Source organism: Ferribacterium limneticum (assembly GCF_020510565.1).
GTDB lineage: Bacteria > Pseudomonadota > Gammaproteobacteria > Burkholderiales > Rhodocyclaceae > Azonexus > Azonexus limneticus_B.
On record NZ_CP075189.1, the window covers coordinates 3,995,933 to 4,011,988 of the forward strand.

Here is a 16,056-nt window from a genome sequence, read left to right on the forward strand (position 1 = left end):
ATCGGCAAAATTCGATTTCATTTTTGGCCGTTTTTTCGGGTTGACCGTAGCATTCACCCGACAGCGAGGAAGAATGCCTAGAAGCCAGCCGCCTCGGCTTCCAGATAAGCGATGCTGACGTACTTGCCAATATTCGCCTCGAAACCCTTGGTTTCCTTGGCCCGACTGGCCACACGTGGGTCTTTGAGGACCAGGGCCTTGGCTTCTTCAAGCGGCAGTCCATCCTTGATCGCCTGCTCGCAGGGGCGGTAGATGCCTTCGAACAGTTCGCGGTTCCACTTCAGCACATGCTCGCCCGGTTCGCCGTGCGCCGGCAACCAGATCCGGCTCCCCGTTTTCTTGACCAGCGTGTCGTAGGCCTTGAAGGTACCGAGGTAGGAGCCGTCGTCCATATTGGCAATGCGCCGGTCCATGGCGATGTCGCCGACCAGCGTGACGCCGTCCTGGACGACCTCGACGCAGAGGTCGAAGGGTGTGTGCACGGTGCCGTAATGATGGATACGCAACGTGACGTCGCCGAATTTGAGCTCCGCACCATGTTCAAGCGGGGTATTGGGCGGCACGATGCGCGTACCGAGCGAAGCCTGATTGGTCGACTTTTCGATCAAGGTCAGCCAGAGATTGCCCTGTATGCCCTTGACCGCCTGAATGGTGCCGGGATGGGCGTAGATCGGCAGGCTGTCGCCAAAGCGGTCGACGTAGGCATGATTACCGAGCCAGTGGTCGCCGTGATAATGCGTGTTGATGATGGCGATGACCGGCTTTTTCAGATGCTTTTCCAGTTGCCGGATGGACATTTCGCCGATCTGCACCGAGGCGCCGGTATCGACGACAACGATGCCCTTGCTCGTATTGACGAAAGTGACGTTGCTCATCATCCCCTGGTTTTCCGGGGTGGGGAAACCGTCGGGGGTGAAGATGATAGCCACGTGCCGCGAAATCTGGCGCAGCGGGTAGTCCTTGATGGCCGGGCCACGGACGAAATCGTCAACCTCCCGGGCGAAGGCGCTTACGGCGTGCCACGGAGCAAACTCGGCCGCCCCCAGCGCCGAGATGGCGGCGACTGAACGCATAAAATCGCGACGGTTCATGAGCATCTCCTGAAACGTTAAAATAGCGGCCTATCATCGCGCCGAATCGGGCGCTCGTCTACACTCACACCATGCGCCGCTACCCCTTCTCTTTTGTTGCCCTGACCGCCCTGGGCGTTCTCTGCGCCATTCCTGGCGCGATCAGCCTGGCCGGTTTCGGCGCCAGCATTCATCCGGTACTCGACGACCCGATGGCCGGACTGGCCTTCATCGTTTCGGCCATCGCCCTGATCGGCTCGGGCGCCTTCCCGCTGATCATCGAGAAGCTCAAGGAAAACGAAGGCTCCTGAGCGGTTTCAAATTTCGGCCAAATTTCCGGTTGACCGTGGCAATGCCCGGTCAGGCTTCGCGCATCAGCCGCCAGTACTGGAATTTGAGCGTCGCCGCCGCGCCGGCCACAATCGCCAGGAAGGTGACGATGGACCCGAGGGCCAGTGTCGAAAAGCCCGAGATGCCCTGACCCACGGTGCACCCCATCGCCACCACGCCGCCGAAGCCCATCAAGGCGGCACCGAGCAGGTGACTGGCCGTATCTTCAACGCTGGCGAAGCCTTCCCAGCGGAAATTCCCGGTCAGCAAGGCCCAGGTGCCGGAACCGGCGATGACGCCCATTACCGTGGCAATGGCAAAAGTCAGCGTGCGGCTGGTGTCGGACCACAGCATCAGCAGTTCCAACGTGTAAGCCTGCGGCGCGACGAAGGTCAGGGATTCCATGCGGCCGCTGTTGGTCGCCAGGAAAGCCTCTTCGAGCGTATCGGGATGTTCGGCCAGGTAGCCAAGGTGACCGCTGATGTACCACGCGGCGACGACGGCGAGCCCGGTACCGAGGCCGCCAAGCAGATTGTCGAGCGTCCAGAAATCGCGATTGAGCAGGCAGAAAGCGGTCAGGCCGCCACCAATGGCGAGCACGGCCAGCCAAAACGCCGTCTTCGCTTCCAGGCCGGCCGCCGTCAGCAGCGCCGGAATATCCTGCCCCCCCGGAAAGGTGATCGCTGCCTTTTCCAGCACATTGACGCGGAAAACGCCGAACACGCCGCGCATGGTCATGTAGGCAACCAGTCCGAGCACCAGGAAAACGACCAGCGACTTGAGGTTGCCGGCACCGATACGGATCAGCGTCTTCGAACCGCAACCGGAGGCGAAGACCATGCCGATGCCGAAAGTGGCACCGCCGACGATGTACGACAGCCAGGTGAAATTCGGTGTCCGGTAGATCGATTTGCCGAGATCAATCAGCCCCGCCGCATGCAGCGCCCCGGCCCCCAGGATGGCGACGCCGATGGCCAGCAGCCACATGCGCATGCGGCTCCAGTCGCCCATGTTGACGATGTCCGAGACGGCACCCATGGTGCAGAAATGGGTTTTCTGGCCGATGGCGCCGAACACGAAGGAAACGGCAAAGGCCAGCCAGAGAACGGTATTCGACAGGGCTGCAGTTTCCATGGTCAGGCTCGGTAAAGGGTCGGGTCGGTCAAGCCGGCGGCAGCGAAGCCTTCGGCGCGCAAACGACAAGAATCACAGACACCGCAAGCTCGGCCAAGTTCATCGGCCTGGTAGCAGGAAACGGTCAAGCCGTAATCGACGCCCAGGGCGGCGCCGGTGCGGATGATGTCGGCCTTGGAAAGGTCGATCAGCGGTGCGTGAATGCTCAACTTGACGCCCTCGACGCCGGCCCGCGTGGCCAGATTGGCCATCTTCTCAAAAGCGGCAAGGTACTCCGGCCGGCAATCCGGATAGCCGGAGTAATCGACCGCATTGATGCCAACGAAAATGTCGCGGCTGCCCAGCACCTCGGCCCAGGCCAGGGCCAGCGACAGCATGATGGTGTTGCGGGCCGGCACGTAGGTGACGGGAATGCCCGGCTGGACGCCATCGACCGGCACATTGATGGAGTTATCGGTCAAGGCCGATCCGCCAAACTGGGCCAAGGCAAGATTGAGCACGCGGTGCTCGACGGCACCCAGAGCCTTGACGACCCGTTCGGCCGCCTGCAACTCGGCGCAATGGCGCTGGCCGTAGTTGAACGACAGGCAGTAACAGTCAAAACCCTGGCTGCGGGCAATGGCGAGGCAAGTGGCGGAATCGAGTCCACCGGAAAGGAGAACGACGGCTGGCTTCATCATGGGGCGCGAATATACCTGAAAATTGGCCGCCTTTGATCCGGTATCTGCTTGTTCCTGCGCCACAATTTGCCGCATTGCGCCCCTGGCCTGGAAACATCAATATCGCTTCGCCTGATCATCCTGGCCCCTGCACTGGGTGCAAACCATTACTTCCGGGAGCGCTATCCAGGCATTCAGATCACCCAGTCGTCGCACTCTTCAAGCAACGCCCCGGACAATCCGTCCAGGGCTACTTCAAAGTCGGCGAACGACATCGGTTTGCCGAACAGGTAACCCTGGAACTGGCTGCAACCATGCTCGACCAGATAGTCGTGCTGAACGCTGGCCTCGACGCCTTCAGCCACCACCCCGAGGCGCAGCGTATTGCCCATGGCGATGATCGCCCGGACGATGGCCGCCGCATCGGGATTGTGCGTGATGTCGCTGATGAAGGAGCGATCGACCTTGAGTTGTTCGAAGGGATAACGCTTGAGGTACGCCAACGAGGCGTAGCCAGTGCCGAAATCGTCGAGTGAAAAACGCACGCCCGTTGCCCGCAGGGCCTGCATTTTGGCTACGGTGTCCTCAACGTTGTCGAGCAGCAGGCTTTCCGTCAGCTCCAGTTTGAGCAGGTGCGGATTTGCCCCATGGCGGCTCAAGGCATCGCCAACCTGCATGACGAAATCGGCCTGGCGGAACTGGCGGGCACTGACGTTGACCGCCATCGACAGGCCGCTCGTCCGTGGATCGTCGGCCCAGCGGCGCAAGCCGGCACAGGCCTGGTCGAGAACCCAGAGTCCGACCGCGACGATCAACCCGGTCTCCTCGGCCAGCGGGATGAAATCACCTGGCGGCACCATCGGCTTGCCTGGCGGTTGCCAGCGGAGCAGGGCTTCGGCGCCGATCAGCCGGCGCTGGGTGTCGACTTGTGGCTGGACATGGAGCAGCAGTTCGTTGCGCGCCAAGGCACGGCGCAAACCGGCCTCGAGCGCCGCCCGTTCGTCGAGCGCCGTCTGCATCGCATTGTCAAAAAAACGAATGGTATTTCGCCCGGCATCCTTAGCCTTGTAGAGGGCGATATCGGATTGCTTGAGCAATACATCGGTCGATTTTTCCTGACCGAGAAAGAGGCTGATGCCGATACTGGCCGTTCGCACGTATTCGGCATCGTCGCCCAGCAAGTACGGCATGCCGAGTTCAACGCGAATTTTCTCGGCGACCGTTTCAGCCTGGACGCCGGCACTTTCCGCATCGCTGCCCAGCTCTTCGAGCATCACGACAAATTCGTCGCCGCCCTGGCGAGCGGCCGTATCTCCCTCGCGAATGCAGGCCCCGAGGCGCGTCGCCACGTCGACCAGCAAGCGGTCGCCGACATCGTGGCCGAGCGTGTCGTTCAAGGTCTTGAAATGATCGATGTCGATGATCAGCAGGGCGCCGTACTTGCCACTCCGTTTGCCGGCGGAACAGGCCTTGTTGATCCGGTTGAGGAGCAAACGGCGATTGGGCAGCCCGGTCAACGGGTCGTAGAAAGCCAGGTTATGGATTTCCGATTCGGCCACTTTGAGGTTGCTGATGTCCGAAAAGGTACTGACGTAATGCGTGATCTTGCCTTGGCCATCGCGCACGCCATTGATGGTCAGCCATTCCGGAAAGACTTCGCCATTCTTGCGGCGATTCCAGATTTCGCCCTGCCAATGGCCGTTCCGCTCAAGCGTTTCCCACATGCCTTTATAAAATGCACTCTCCTGGCGTCCGGATTTGAGCAGCCTGGGAGTCTGGCCAATCGCCTCGTCGGCGGAATAGCCGGTCAACTCGGTAAATGCGGCATTGACCCGGAGGATGCGCTGGCGGGCATCGGTGACCAGAATCGCCGCCTGCGACTCGAAGGCGATCGCCGCAATGCGCAAGTCCTGCTCGAGCTTGCGCCGAACCGAGATATCGGCGGCAATGCCGAGGTAGCCTTGGATGCGCCCCTGCGCATCGCGCAAGACACTGACCGCCAGACTGACCGGAAGCCGGGAGCCATCCTTGTGGACCAGTGTCCAGTCGGTGTCGTATTGCGCCTTGATCCCCAGCCCGGCAATGAATACGTCGAATCCGGCCGCTACCGGTCGTTGCAGCTCGGCCGTCAAGGCCTCGGCCCGACTGATCAGCTCATCGGCCAGATGGAAGATCATCGGCGTGACCCGATTCACCACCTCATCCGCCGAGTAGCCAAGCAGCCGCTGGGCAGCGCTGTTGAAATAGATGATCAGGCCATCGGGATCGGTCAGGACAATGGCGCGGCCGGCACTTTCAAAGATCGCCTGCTGAATCGCGCAGAGCTCGGGCGGACGCACCACTGCGCCTGGAGCGAATTCGCTCAAACAGCACGGATGCTCAACCGGGGGGCCAGACGTCATGAGACACAAGCTTGCCGAAGGGCGGTTCCATCCTGCACGGTGTCAAGCCGCGGCAATGCCGCCTTTCGACTATGGATCCTCCCAGAACCATGTGACCCCCGTGAATTGGTTTAAATAGTCAGGGGCTCCGAGGGGGATTATGGCGAAGGAATAGGCATTTCAGCAAGCGCTAATACCGAAATACCTGATTTACAGCGACAGTCAATCGTGAGTAAGCGAAGAGAATTCCCGCTCCGCCAGCGCCTCGTCACCGAGATTGAGTTCAACCAGCCGACGCAGATGGGTCACGCTGTCGAGATCGATGTCGCGGCACGAAAGACCGTAGTAATTGGCCATGTGATGAACGACCGTGGCTTCCATGCGAATGCTGGAACCCGTCTGATCGAGTTGAATCTTGAGCGTGCAGTTGGTGCCGACCGTGATGAAGACATTGGCGTTGGGATGGATCAGCGCGCCTTTGAGCGAGAGATCGAGCACCTCGACGACATATTCGCCATCGGGCAGGAAAAGGCTGGCTTCGGCCCGGAAAGAAATACGGGAAAACTTGCGGCGATTACTTTCCATGATCGTCTCCTCCTTTATTTTCCTTTCATGTTACCCCAAAGCAGCTTGTGCAGTTGCAGCTGGAAGCGCACGTTGAGGCCGTCTTCGAGTATCCAGTCGGCCAGCGACTGCGGCTCGATGAGGCCGCCGGCCGGCGACAAAAGCACCGGACAGAGGCGATCGAGCTGTCTTTCGCGCAGGACATCGCGCGCCCACTCGTAGTCGCGGCGCGAGGCGATGACGATCTTGATCTCGTCGCGCCGGTTGAGCACATCGAGATTGCTCCACAGATTCCGCGCCGACTCGCCGGAATCCGGCGCCTTGAGGTCCATGATGCGCGCCACGCGCGGGTCGACGCCCGCGACATCAAGCGCCCCGGAGGTTTCCAGCGAAACGTCGTAGCCGGCGTCGCAGAGCGCCGTGAGCAGCGCCAGACAGTCCTTCTGCGCCAGCGGCTCGCCGCCGGTGACGCAGATCTGGCGGGCCGGATATTTGCCGACTTCAGCTAGCACGGATTCGACCGTCGCCGGTTCGCCGCCAGTGAAACTGTAGGTCGTGTCGCACCAGGTGCACCGCAAGGGGCAGCCGGTCAGGCGGACGAAAACCGTCGGCAGGCCGGCGCGCGACGCCTCGCCCTGCAGGGAATAAAAAATTTCGGTGAGACGCAGAGCCAATTACTTCTTTTTGAGGCGATCACGGGCCGTATCGGCCGCCGGGGTTCCCGGGTACTTGGTCATGACCGTTTCGAGCGAGCGCTTGACGCCCGTCGGGTTGCCGAGTTCCTGCTGGCAGGTGGCGATGGCCAGCCAGGCATCGGCTGCCTTCGGGCTCTCAGGGTATTTGGTAGTAACCACGCTTTGCGCTTCGATGGCGCGCTTGCAGTCGCGCTGGGCGTACCAGGCGTTGCCGAGCCAGTATTGGGCATTGGGGGCGAGCGAGCTGGCCGGATATTTCTGCACATAAGCGCCGAAACCAGCGGCGGCTTCCTTGTACTTGCCGGCCTTGAACTGGTTCAGTGCGGCTTCGTAGTCCTGGCTTTCCTTGGCCGGGTCGGTGGCCGGTTTGGAATTTGGCCCGTTTTCCGGGTTGACCGTGGCATTGGCACTGTCGGCCGTTTCAAACTTGCGCAGGCGGGTGTCGAGGTCGAGGTAGAAGTCCTGCTGGCGCTTCTTGGCCGTCTCCAGCTCGTAATTGAGCGTTTCGATCTGGCCGCGCAGGCGGGCAATCTCGTCGGCCTGGCGCTGGATCTGGCTGGCCAGATCCAGCTGGCCCTTGGCCTGCTGGTCGAATCGCGCCTCGGTCTTGATCCGCAGATCGGCAACCTGGCGACGCGCTTCTTCGTCGTCAAACACGCCGGCGTGAGCCTGGACGGCCCCCAGCGCGGCGATAAAAAGGGCGATTCGAACCGGGCGCATGATGCTTAGAACTCGCCGCGACCGTCAGCACCCTTGTACAGGATGTCGGCACGACGGTTTTGCGACCAGGCAGCTTCGTCATGACCGGCGTCCTTCGGCTTTTCTTCGCCGAGGCTGACGGATTCAATCTGGGCTTCCGAGACACCAAGCAGGGTCAGCGAACGCTTGACGGCTTCAGCCCGCTTCTGGCCGAGCGACAGGTTGTATTCGCGGCTGCCGCGCTCGTCGGTGTTGCCTTGCAGCAGCACCTTGAAGCCCTTGTTGGCGCTCAGATACTTGGCGTGCGAAGCGACCAGATCCTTGTACTCGTCCTTGACTTCATACTTGTCGAGGTCGAAGTAGATGCTGCGCTGCGACAGCTTGCTCTTCGGATCGGTCAGTTCGCGCGGCAGGCCGTTGGCGTCAACACCGCCGGCGGTCACCGAAGCAACGCCGGTGGAGGCACCGCTGCGCGACTCGACCGGGGCGCCGGCGGTATCTTCCGGCAGCGGGGTGGTCGAACAACCGACGAGAAGGGCGGACAGCAGGGCGGGGATAAGCAGTTTTTTCACAAAGTTCTCCGGATGGATGTGAGGATTATTGAGAGTAAGGGCCCCAGGCCGGTTCGCGCACATCACCCGCGGCGACCGTGAGACGTTGTTTGATCCTGCCATCGCTGGAGACAGCCGATAGTACGCCGCGCCCGCCGACATCAGTGGCGATCAGGATCATGCGGCTGTTGGGGGCGAAACTTGGCGATTCGTCCTTGTTCGAATCGCTCACCACCTGGACCTGGCGACTGGCCAGATCCATCACGGCGAGCTGAAAGCGGCCTTCACGGCGGCTGATGAAAGCGAGGCTCTTGCCGTCCGGCGACGGACGCGGCGAGACGTTGTAGCTGCCTTCGAAGGTGACGCGACGGACATCGCCGCCGCTGGCCGCCATCTGGTAAACCTGCGGGCTGCCGCCACGGTCGGAAGTGAAATAGATCGTGCTGCCGTCGGCCGAATAGCGCGGCTCGGTGTCGATGCCCGACGACTGGGTCAGGCGCTGCAGGCCACTGCCATCGGCGTTGACCGAATAGAGCTGCGAGAAACCGTCCTTCGACAGCACTACAGCCAGCTTGCGACCATCCGGCGACCAGCCCGGTGCCGAGTTGGAGCCCTTGAAGTTGGCGACGATGTGACGCTGGCCGGAAGCCAGCGAATGCACGTAGATGACCGGCTTCTTCTTTTCGAAGGAAACGTAGGCCAGACGACCGCCGTCGGGCGACCACACCGGCGAGATGATCGGCTCGCTCGAGGTCAGGGCGGTTGCCGCATTCTGGCCATCCGAATCGGCAATCTGCAGCAGGAACTGGCCGCGTGCCTTGACGACGTAGGCGATGCGCGTCGAGAAGACACCCTTTTCACCGGTCAGCTTTTCGTAGATGAAATCGGCGATGCGGTGGCCGGCGGCGCGCAACTGGGCATTGCTGGTGACGTAGGCGGCACCGCCCAGCGACACGCCTTTTTGCGTGTCGTAAAGGCGGAAGCGGGCTTCCATGCGGCCATCGGCGCTGCGCGCGATGCTGCCGGCTGCCAGCGCATCGGCTCCCTTGCTCTTCCAGTCGGCGTGGTTGATCGGGGCATTTTCGTCGAAAGCCAGGTTGCTGTGATCGATCAGCTTGAACAGGCCGCTGCGCTCAAGATCGGCGCGCACGGTGGAGGTAATGACGCGGGAAGCAGTCGGATCGCCGGGGAAATCGACAATGGTCACCGGAATGCGATTGGCGCCGGCGCCGGTAATCTCGATCGACAGCTGGGCCTGGGCGAATCCCACGGTCAACAGGAAAAAAGGCAGAAAAATGAAACGGAAAATTCGGGACATTGCAGTCATTTTCATAAAGAATCGCGCGATTTTACTCTTCTAACGGCCGGTATTTGATTTCAAGCTCCCGCTTGAACAGCGACGGGTCGTCGGGCTTGGGCAAGGGCGAGGATTTGCGGATGGCGCGCTCGATGGCGCTGTCGAGCGCCGGGTTGCCGCTCGAACGCCTGAGGGTCACGTCGAGCACTTCGCCGCCGGGCAGCTGGTTGACCACGAACACGGCCTCCGGATTACCCTGGATGCCGGGCGGCAGCATGATGTTGCCACGCACCTTGACGCGGATCTTGGTCGCGTAGTCGGCCAGCCCGCGCTTGTTCGACGAGGCCCGCTGCTCGGCCTCGGCTGCCGCGGCATTGGCCAGCTGCTGGGTGTTCGGGCGCGGCTTGAGGTTGGCGGTTTCCTGCGCCAGTTCCTTGCCGAAATCGAACTTGGGCGGCGGTTTGACCTCGGGCTTCGGTTCCGGCTTTTTCGGCTCAGGCTTGGGAGGCTCCGGTTTGGGCTCGGGCTTCTTCGGCTCCGGCTTCTTCTTTTCTTCCCTGACCACGATTTCCGGTTTTTTCACCACCGGCTCCGGCTTTGGCTCGACTTTGGGCTGCGCTTTCACCACCGGCTCGGGTGGCGGTGGTGGCGGCGGCACGTACTGCGCCGGCATCGGCCGCGGCGACCACAACTCGACCTCCATGACCTCCGGCTTGCTGCGCTTCCATTGCACCCCGAAAAACAGAAAAGCGAGCAAGGCCACGTGCACCAAAATGGTGAACGCCAGCGCGTACTTCTTGCCGGGCTCTTCGGGACGGTCGAGGATCATGTCCACTTATTTGCTGGCGGTTTCCAGGCCGACTCGCTGGAACCCGGCGCGCTTGGCTTCGTCGAGCACTTCGATGACGTTCTTGTACTGGGTTTCCTTGGCGCCGGCGACGAGGATCGGGGTGTTTTTATCCGCCTCGTTGAGGGCCGTCAGTTGCGCCTTGAGATCCTTGATGCCCTTGAGCTTGGTTTCATCACCCTTGATGCTGAACAGCGACAGGCTGCCATCGTCCTTGATCTGCACCTTGACGTACTTGTCCGGCTTCTGCGGCGCCGTGCCCGAGGCGGGCAGATCGACCGAGCCGGTCGTCATCATCGGCGTCGCCACCATGAAGATGACAAGCAACACGAGCATGACGTCGATGTAGGGAACGACGTTGATTTCGCTTTTTAGACGACGCTGGCGCATGGCTTAACGCATCTGCCTTTGCAGGATGTTCGAGAACTCTTCCATGAACGACTCGTAGCGCGTGGCCAGACGGTCGATGTCATGCGAGAAGCGGTTGTAGGCGAGCACGGCCGGAATAGCGGCAAACAGGCCGATAGCGGTGGCAACCAGCGCTTCGGCAATGCCCGGGGCGACCGAGGCGAGCGTCGCCGAGCCAACATTGGAGAGGGCGCGGAAGGCGTGCATGATGCCCCAGACGGTGCCGAACAGGCCGATGTAGGGACTGACCGAGCCGACCGAAGCGAGGAAGGCGAGATGCGCTTCGAGCGAATCCATCTCGCGCTGGTAGGTGGCGCGCATGGCACGGCGCGAGCCGTCGACGAAGTCCTTGGATTCAAGGTTCTTCTGGCCGCGCAGCTTGGTGAATTCGCGGAAACCCGACTCGAAGATGCGTTCCATCGAACCGGCGTGGTGACGGTCATTGACGGCGCTGTTGAAGAGGTTGTTGAGGTCGCCGCCGGACCAGAAATCGCGCTCGAAGGTTTCGGTTTTGGTGCGCGCCTGCTTGACGGCAAACCACTTCATGAAAATGTAGTACCAGGACATGAACGAGACGCCGGCGAGCAAGGCCATGACGGCCTGGACGACGGCGCTGGCCTGGAGAATGAGGTGGAGGATGGAAAGATCCTGGGTGACGTTCATTTAAGCGCTTCCAGTTTGCTGTGCAGGAATTCGGGGATGGCGGAGGGCGTCATGGTAGCCATATTGACGCAGGCGATTTCGACGGTGCCGGTAACCAGCTCGACGTCGCCGCGGCGGACGTGCTGGCGAAAAATAACGCGGACACGGGTCAGTTTTTCAACTTCGAGGCCGACGATCAACTCGTCGTCGAGACGTGCCGGCTTGAGATACTCGCAGCTCGCCTTGCGGGCGACGAAGCCGATGCCGGCCTCGGCAGCCAGTGCCGACTGGTCATGGCCGGCAAAACGCATCCACTCGGTGCGGCAGCGTTCGAAGAATTTCAGATAATTGGCGTAGTAAACGACACCGCCAGCATCCGTATCCTCGTAATAAACGCGGACCGGAATGGTGAAGGCGTTGGGTTTCGGCTCATATTTCATCCCGGGATTTTACATTGCGCCGCAACATTGTTTTGTAACGATCTGTTTCCAGACCAATATTTTTCTCGCCAACAAAGCGAAGGCATGGCGTTCCCGGCAACCGTCCCACATAATCGCGCTTATGCCCCGTCATTTCAAAATCGTTGATCGACGCAGCCTGATCCTGCTGTTGAGCCTGCTCCTCAGTGCCGGCTTTTTCGCCACAACGCTGTTCGGCTATTTCGTCTCCAAGGAAGCCATCCGCAGCGCCATCATCGGCCAGGATCTGCCGCTGACCTCGAGCAACATCTATTCGGAAATCCAGAAGGATCTGGTCCGGCCCGTTCTCATTTCGTCGACCATGGCCCACGACACTTTCCTGCGCGAATGGGTGCTCAGGGGCGAAAAGGAGGTCAGCGAACTGGCCCGTTACCTGGCCGAGGTCAAACTGCGCAACAGAGCTTTCAGCAGCTTCTTCGTCTCCGACAAGACTGGGAATTACTACACCGGCGAAGGCGCTTTCAAGCAGGTATCCGAAGCCGAACCGCGCGATGCCTGGTACTACCGGGTGCGTAATATGCCGGACGACTATGAAATCAATGTCGATCCGGATCTCGCCAACAACGACAAGCTGACCATTTTCATCAATTACCGCGTTTCCGATTTTGCCGGGCAATACATCGGCGCCACCGGCATCGGCCTGACTGTCGATTCGGTTCGCCGCCTGATCCAGGAATATCAGGCCCGCTTCCAGCGCACCATCTACTTTGCCGACGCCAGCGGTCGCGTTGTCCTCCACGGTGGCCAGAAAGGCCAGGCGCCGGATCTGCGCAGCCGACCGGGGATGGCCACGATCCTTGACCGCATCCTGGCCGAACGCAGCGGCTCGTATCAGTTCCTCGATGGCGGCGACAACCACATTCTCAACGTCAATTACGTTTCCGAACTCAAGTGGTACCTGTTCGTCGAGCAGAACGAGGATGTGTCACTGGCCGGCATTCGCCAGACACTTTATGTCAATCTGGCGATCAGCCTGGCCGTCACGCTGGTCGTGATTTTCCTGACCTACCTTGCCCTCGGCCATTACCAATCGAGGATCGAGGAAATGGCGTCGACCGACAAACTGACCGGCCTCCTCAATCGCCACGCCTTCAGCATCCTGATCGACAAATTGATGGCCAACTATCGGCGCAACCCGCAAGCCATTACCGTCCTGCTCGCCGATATCGACCATTTCAAGAGCATCAACGACCGTTATGGCCACCGCGTTGGCGACGAGGTACTGACCAGCGTCGCGCACCGGTTGCGCTCGACGCTGCGCGCCGCCGATTTCGCCGTGCGCTGGGGTGGCGAGGAATTTCTCATGGTGCTGCCCGGCTGCCCCGCCGAAGAGGGTCGCCAGATCGCCGAAAAACTCCGGCTGGCCATAGCAGAAGCCATTCCATGCCCGGAAGCCCCGTCAATCCGGGTCACCATCAGCCTGGGCGTCAGCCAGTTCGACGGCACCGAATCGACTGACCATACGGTGAATCGGGCCGATGCGGCGCTCTATGCGGCCAAGGCCGCCGGGCGCAATCGCGTCTGCCTGGCTGGTGATTCCGCCCCGAGCGACAACGCAGCCTGATCAGCTATCAGCCAGCAGGTCGCGAACGACCGCGCTGGCTGGCTCGGCCAGACCGAGGTGGCGATAGACTGCCGGCGTCGCGATGCGGCCGCGCAGCGTGCGCTGCAGATAGCCTTGCTGGATCAGATAGGGTTCGAGCACGTCCTCGATGGTGTCGCGCGCTTCGCCGATGGCGGCGGCAATGTTGTCCACGCCGACCGGGCCACCGCCGAACTTGTCGATGATGGCCGACAGCAGCTTGCGGTCCATGATGTCGAGCCCGGCCGAGTCGACGTCGAGCATGACCAACGCGGCATCGGCCACCTGGCGCGTGATGTTGCCGTCAGCCTTGACCTCGGCGTAGTCGCGAACACGGCGGAGCAGGCGGTTGGCGATGCGCGGCGTGCCGCGCGAGCGCTTGGCGATCTCGAAGGCGCCTTCCGGATCGATCGGCGCGTTGAGCAGCGCGGCGGAACGGCTGACGATGCTCTGCAGTTCTTCGGCCGTGTAGAACTCAAGGCGGGCGACGATGCCGAAGCGGTCGCGCAGCGGGTTGGTCAGCATGCCGGCGCGGGTTGTCGCGCCGACCAGCGTGAAGGGCGGCAGATCAAGTTTGACCGAGCGCGCAGCCGGGCCTTCGCCGATCATGATGTCGATCTGGAAGTCTTCAAGCGCCGGGTAGAGGATTTCTTCGACGACCGGACTCAGGCGATGGATTTCGTCGATGAACAGCACGTCATGCGGTTCGAGATTGGTCAGGATGGCGGCGAGGTCGCCGGCTCGTTCGAGCACCGGGCCGGAAGTCTGGCGCAGGTTGACGCCCATTTCGGCGGCGACGATGTGAGCCAGCGTCGTCTTGCCCAGCCCAGGCGGGCCGAAGAGCAGCACGTGGTCGAGCGATTCGCTGCGGTTTTTGGCAGCCTGGATGAAGATTTCGAGCTGTTCGCGGATCTTCACCTGACCGGTGTAGTCGGCCAGCCGCTTGGGGCGCAGGGCGCGTTCGAGCGCTTCTTCCTGGGCCGATTTCGAATTTGGGGCAATTATCCGGTCGACCGTGGGAATCGCCGAGGGACTCAGTTTGTCGGTTTCGATCATGCGAAAGGTTCCTCACGCAGCCAGCGTTGCAGCAGCATGTCGCCGAGCGCCAGCAAAACCGGGCCGAGAAAGATGCCAATGAAGCCGAAGACGAGCACGCCGCCCAATACGCCGAGGGCGATGAGCAGGATGGAAATGCCGGCGCCGCGGGCGATCAGGATGGGTTTGACGAAATTGTCGATGCTGCTGATCACGAACAGGCCGTAGAGCACCATGAAAATCGCCCAGCCGGTTTGCCCTTCGCTGTACAGCCAGGCCGCCGCGCCGCCCCAGATGAGCGGCGGGCCGACCGGGATCATCGACAGGAAAAAGGTGGCGAAGCCGAGCAGCATGGCGGCCGGCACGCCGGCAATCAGGAAACCGATCATGGCCACCGTACCCTGCGCTGCCGCCGTGCCGACGATGCCGAGCATGACGCCGACGACCGTGCCGCGCGCCTTGTCCATCATGTTTTCGCCGAGCTCGCCGCCGAGCTTGCGGGCGCCGACGTAGAGCGCGTTGCTGATCGCCGCACCGTCGCGATACAAAAAGAAAGTCACGAAGAGGACCAGCGCCAGTTGCAGCAGGCCATTGGCGGCGATGCCGCCGAGGGCCAGCGCGAACTGGCGGGCCGGCGCGATCATCTGCTTGACCAGGCCATTGAGTTCCTCGCGATTGCCGGCCAGACGATGCCAGGTCGCGTCGATTTCGCTGCCGACGAACGGCAGGCCGATCAGCCAGCCCGGCGGATCGTTGGGCAGGCCCTGCTCGATGTAGGGCTTGAGAAAATCGATCAGGTTGTCGGCGCCATTGGCCAGCGAGCCGGCCAGGAAAAGCGTCGGCAACAGCATGACGAGGACCAGCGCCAGCGTCATGAGCGAAGCGCCCAGCGTGTCGCGCCCACCGAGTCGCGGCAGCAGTTTTTCGGCGTAGAAGCGCCAGGTGCACATCCAGACCACGAAAGCGAACAGCACGGCACCGATGAAGGGCAGCAGGAGCGCGATGCAGCCGATGATGAGGAGCACCACCAGCGCAATTTGCGCCAGTCGCTTGGGATCGTTTTCTTCGATCATCAGACCTTCGACAGCAACTTGAGGGCCGCCCGGATGCCGTCCGAGGTGCCGATGTCGGCCGGCAGCTGTTTCATTGCCGCGGCCGCTTCCTTCTCGTTGTAGCCGAGGGCGAGCAGGGCGTTGGAAATATCCTGTTTGGCATCGTCGACCGCCGCGTGCAGTGAAACGCCGCCGATGGTGTCGGCCAGCTTGCCCTTGAGTTCGAGGAGCAGGCGCTCGGCCGTCTTCTTGCCGATGCCCGGCACCTTGATCAGCCGGCCGAGTTCCTGCTGCGCCACGGCGGCGGCCAGGTCATTGACCGACAGGCCGGAGAGCACCGACAGCGCCGTGCGGGCGCCGATGCCGGAGACCTTGAGCAACTGGCGGAAGGCGAAGCGCTCGGCTTCGCTCAGGAAACCGTAGAGAAAATGACCGTCCTCGCGCACCGCAAAGTGGGTGAGCAGCGTGACCTTTTCGCCGCTCGCCGGCAGGTTGTAGAAGGTGCTCATCGGCACATCGAGCTCGTAGCCGACGCCGTTGAGGTCGAGCACGATCTGCGGCGGGTTCTTTTCGGCGATCAGGCCGGTCAGTCTTCCGATCATTTCCGGGTCATCTCTTTCTGGAGAAAGTA

Annotated in this window: 18 protein-coding genes; 2 read left to right on the forward strand and 16 right to left on the reverse strand. The window is 61.6% G+C overall.

Annotated features, from left to right (window positions below; genetic code table 11):
* Positions 1–77: 77 nt before the first annotated feature.
* On the reverse strand, positions 78–1,091 hold the full coding sequence (locus tag KI610_RS19180) for an MBL fold metallo-hydrolase (protein ID WP_226496534.1): 1,014 nt from the start codon (positions 1,089–1,091) through the stop codon (positions 78–80).
* 71 nt (positions 1,092–1,162) lie between these two features.
* On the opposite strand from KI610_RS19180, the gene KI610_RS19185 reads away from it, so the two are divergent.
* Positions 1,163–1,381, forward strand: a complete 219-nt coding sequence (locus KI610_RS19185; RefSeq protein ID WP_226496535.1) for a hypothetical protein — start codon at positions 1,163–1,165, stop codon at positions 1,379–1,381.
* Positions 1,382–1,430: 49 nt separating this feature from the next.
* Here KI610_RS19185 and KI610_RS19190 read toward each other — a convergent pair whose 3' ends face one another.
* The 12 genes from KI610_RS19190 to ybgC all read right to left on the reverse strand — a co-directional run bounded on the left by KI610_RS19190 (position 1,431) and on the right by ybgC (position 11,717).
* Entirely contained in the window at positions 1,431–2,534 is a 1,104-nt protein-coding gene (locus tag KI610_RS19190) for a YeeE/YedE family protein (protein WP_226496536.1), read from the reverse strand.
* 2 nt (positions 2,535–2,536) lie between these two features.
* Positions 2,537–3,214: a 7-cyano-7-deazaguanine synthase QueC gene (gene queC / locus KI610_RS19195; RefSeq protein ID WP_226496537.1), complete on the reverse strand. Its 678-nt coding sequence runs from the start codon at positions 3,212–3,214 to the stop codon at positions 2,537–2,539.
* 173 nt (positions 3,215–3,387) lie between these two features.
* Entirely contained in the window at positions 3,388–5,532 is a 2,145-nt protein-coding gene (locus tag KI610_RS19200; protein ID WP_226496538.1) for a putative bifunctional diguanylate cyclase/phosphodiesterase, read from the reverse strand.
* A gap of 264 nt (positions 5,533–5,796) precedes the next feature.
* Positions 5,797–6,159 (reverse strand): PilZ domain-containing protein, encoded by a 363-nt coding sequence (locus tag KI610_RS19205; RefSeq protein WP_226496539.1) that lies wholly within the window; start codon positions 6,157–6,159, stop codon positions 5,797–5,799.
* Between the two features lie 14 nt (positions 6,160–6,173).
* Positions 6,174–6,812, reverse strand: a complete 639-nt coding sequence (queE, locus tag KI610_RS19210; RefSeq protein WP_226496540.1) for a 7-carboxy-7-deazaguanine synthase QueE — start codon at positions 6,810–6,812, stop codon at positions 6,174–6,176.
* A complete protein-coding gene (gene ybgF / locus KI610_RS19215; protein ID WP_226496541.1) occupies positions 6,813–7,553 on the reverse strand; it encodes a tol-pal system protein YbgF in 741 nt (246 codons plus the stop codon). It abuts the gene before it with no gap.
* A 5-nt stretch (positions 7,554–7,558) separates the two neighbouring features.
* A complete protein-coding gene (pal, locus tag KI610_RS19220; RefSeq protein ID WP_226496542.1) occupies positions 7,559–8,104 on the reverse strand; it encodes a peptidoglycan-associated lipoprotein Pal in 546 nt (181 codons plus the stop codon).
* A gap of 25 nt (positions 8,105–8,129) precedes the next feature.
* Positions 8,130–9,401, reverse strand: coding sequence for a Tol-Pal system beta propeller repeat protein TolB (gene tolB, locus KI610_RS19225; protein WP_226496543.1), 1,272 nt, complete (start codon positions 9,399–9,401; stop codon positions 8,130–8,132).
* Between the two features lie 31 nt (positions 9,402–9,432).
* Complete coding sequence (locus KI610_RS19230) at positions 9,433–10,209, reverse strand: energy transducer TonB (RefSeq protein WP_226498582.1); 777 nt, start codon at positions 10,207–10,209, stop codon at positions 9,433–9,435.
* 6 nt (positions 10,210–10,215) lie between these two features.
* On the reverse strand, positions 10,216–10,617 hold the full coding sequence (gene tolR / locus KI610_RS19235) for a protein TolR (protein WP_226496544.1): 402 nt from the start codon (positions 10,615–10,617) through the stop codon (positions 10,216–10,218).
* A 3-nt stretch (positions 10,618–10,620) separates the two neighbouring features.
* Complete coding sequence (tolQ, locus tag KI610_RS19240; protein ID WP_226496545.1) at positions 10,621–11,298, reverse strand: protein TolQ; 678 nt, start codon at positions 11,296–11,298, stop codon at positions 10,621–10,623.
* Positions 11,295–11,717 (reverse strand): tol-pal system-associated acyl-CoA thioesterase, encoded by a 423-nt coding sequence (ybgC, locus tag KI610_RS19245; RefSeq protein WP_319004195.1) that lies wholly within the window; start codon positions 11,715–11,717, stop codon positions 11,295–11,297. The genes tolQ and ybgC overlap by 4 nt, the downstream gene beginning before the upstream one ends.
* Positions 11,718–11,838: 121 nt before the next feature.
* Between ybgC and KI610_RS19250 the strand changes: the two genes are divergently transcribed.
* Complete coding sequence (locus tag KI610_RS19250; protein ID WP_226496546.1) at positions 11,839–13,320, forward strand: sensor domain-containing diguanylate cyclase; 1,482 nt, start codon at positions 11,839–11,841, stop codon at positions 13,318–13,320.
* Here KI610_RS19250 and ruvB read toward each other — a convergent pair whose 3' ends face one another.
* Genes ruvB through ruvA form a run of 3 tightly spaced genes read right to left on the reverse strand, consistent with a single transcriptional unit; the run spans position 13,321 to position 16,027 of the window.
* Complete coding sequence (gene ruvB, locus KI610_RS19255) at positions 13,321–14,394, reverse strand: Holliday junction branch migration DNA helicase RuvB (protein ID WP_226496547.1); 1,074 nt, start codon at positions 14,392–14,394, stop codon at positions 13,321–13,323.
* Entirely contained in the window at positions 14,391–15,446 is a 1,056-nt protein-coding gene (locus tag KI610_RS19260) for an AI-2E family transporter (protein WP_226496548.1), read from the reverse strand. Before KI610_RS19260 ends, ruvB begins: the two co-directional genes overlap by 4 nt.
* On the reverse strand, positions 15,446–16,027 hold the full coding sequence (gene ruvA, locus KI610_RS19265) for a Holliday junction branch migration protein RuvA (protein ID WP_226496549.1): 582 nt from the start codon (positions 16,025–16,027) through the stop codon (positions 15,446–15,448). Before ruvA ends, KI610_RS19260 begins: the two co-directional genes overlap by 1 nt.
* Positions 16,028–16,056 lie beyond the last annotated feature (29 nt).

Coding starts and splice junctions, on each gene's coding strand:
- ruvB (WP_226496547.1), bottom strand. CDS start 14,394: ATGATCGAAACCGACAAACTGAGTCCCTCGGCGATTCCCACGGTCGAC.
- KI610_RS19250 (WP_226496546.1), top strand. CDS start 11,839: ATGCCCCGTCATTTCAAAATCGTTGATCGACGCAGCCTGATCCTGCTG.
- KI610_RS19185 (WP_226496535.1), top strand. CDS start 1,163: ATGCGCCGCTACCCCTTCTCTTTTGTTGCCCTGACCGCCCTGGGCGTT.
- KI610_RS19190 (WP_226496536.1), bottom strand. CDS start 2,534: ATGGAAACTGCAGCCCTGTCGAATACCGTTCTCTGGCTGGCCTTTGCC.
- KI610_RS19230 (WP_226498582.1), bottom strand. CDS start 10,209: ATGATCCTCGACCGTCCCGAAGAGCCCGGCAAGAAGTACGCGCTGGCG.
- ruvA (WP_226496549.1), bottom strand. CDS start 16,027: ATGATCGGAAGACTGACCGGCCTGATCGCCGAAAAGAACCCGCCGCAG.
- tolR (WP_226496544.1), bottom strand. CDS start 10,617: ATGCGCCAGCGTCGTCTAAAAAGCGAAATCAACGTCGTTCCCTACATC.
- KI610_RS19180 (WP_226496534.1), bottom strand. CDS start 1,091: ATGAACCGTCGCGATTTTATGCGTTCAGTCGCCGCCATCTCGGCGCTG.
- tolQ (WP_226496545.1), bottom strand. CDS start 11,298: ATGAACGTCACCCAGGATCTTTCCATCCTCCACCTCATTCTCCAGGCC.
- tolB (WP_226496543.1), bottom strand. CDS start 9,401: ATGTCCCGAATTTTCCGTTTCATTTTTCTGCCTTTTTTCCTGTTGACC.
- queC (WP_226496537.1), bottom strand. CDS start 3,214: ATGATGAAGCCAGCCGTCGTTCTCCTTTCCGGTGGACTCGATTCCGCC.
- KI610_RS19205 (WP_226496539.1), bottom strand. CDS start 6,159: ATGGAAAGTAATCGCCGCAAGTTTTCCCGTATTTCTTTCCGGGCCGAA.
- ybgC (WP_319004195.1), bottom strand. CDS start 11,717: ATGAAATATGAGCCGAAACCCAACGCCTTCACCATTCCGGTCCGCGTT.
- ybgF (WP_226496541.1), bottom strand. CDS start 7,553: ATGCGCCCGGTTCGAATCGCCCTTTTTATCGCCGCGCTGGGGGCCGTC.
- KI610_RS19260 (WP_226496548.1), bottom strand. CDS start 15,446: ATGATCGAAGAAAACGATCCCAAGCGACTGGCGCAAATTGCGCTGGTG.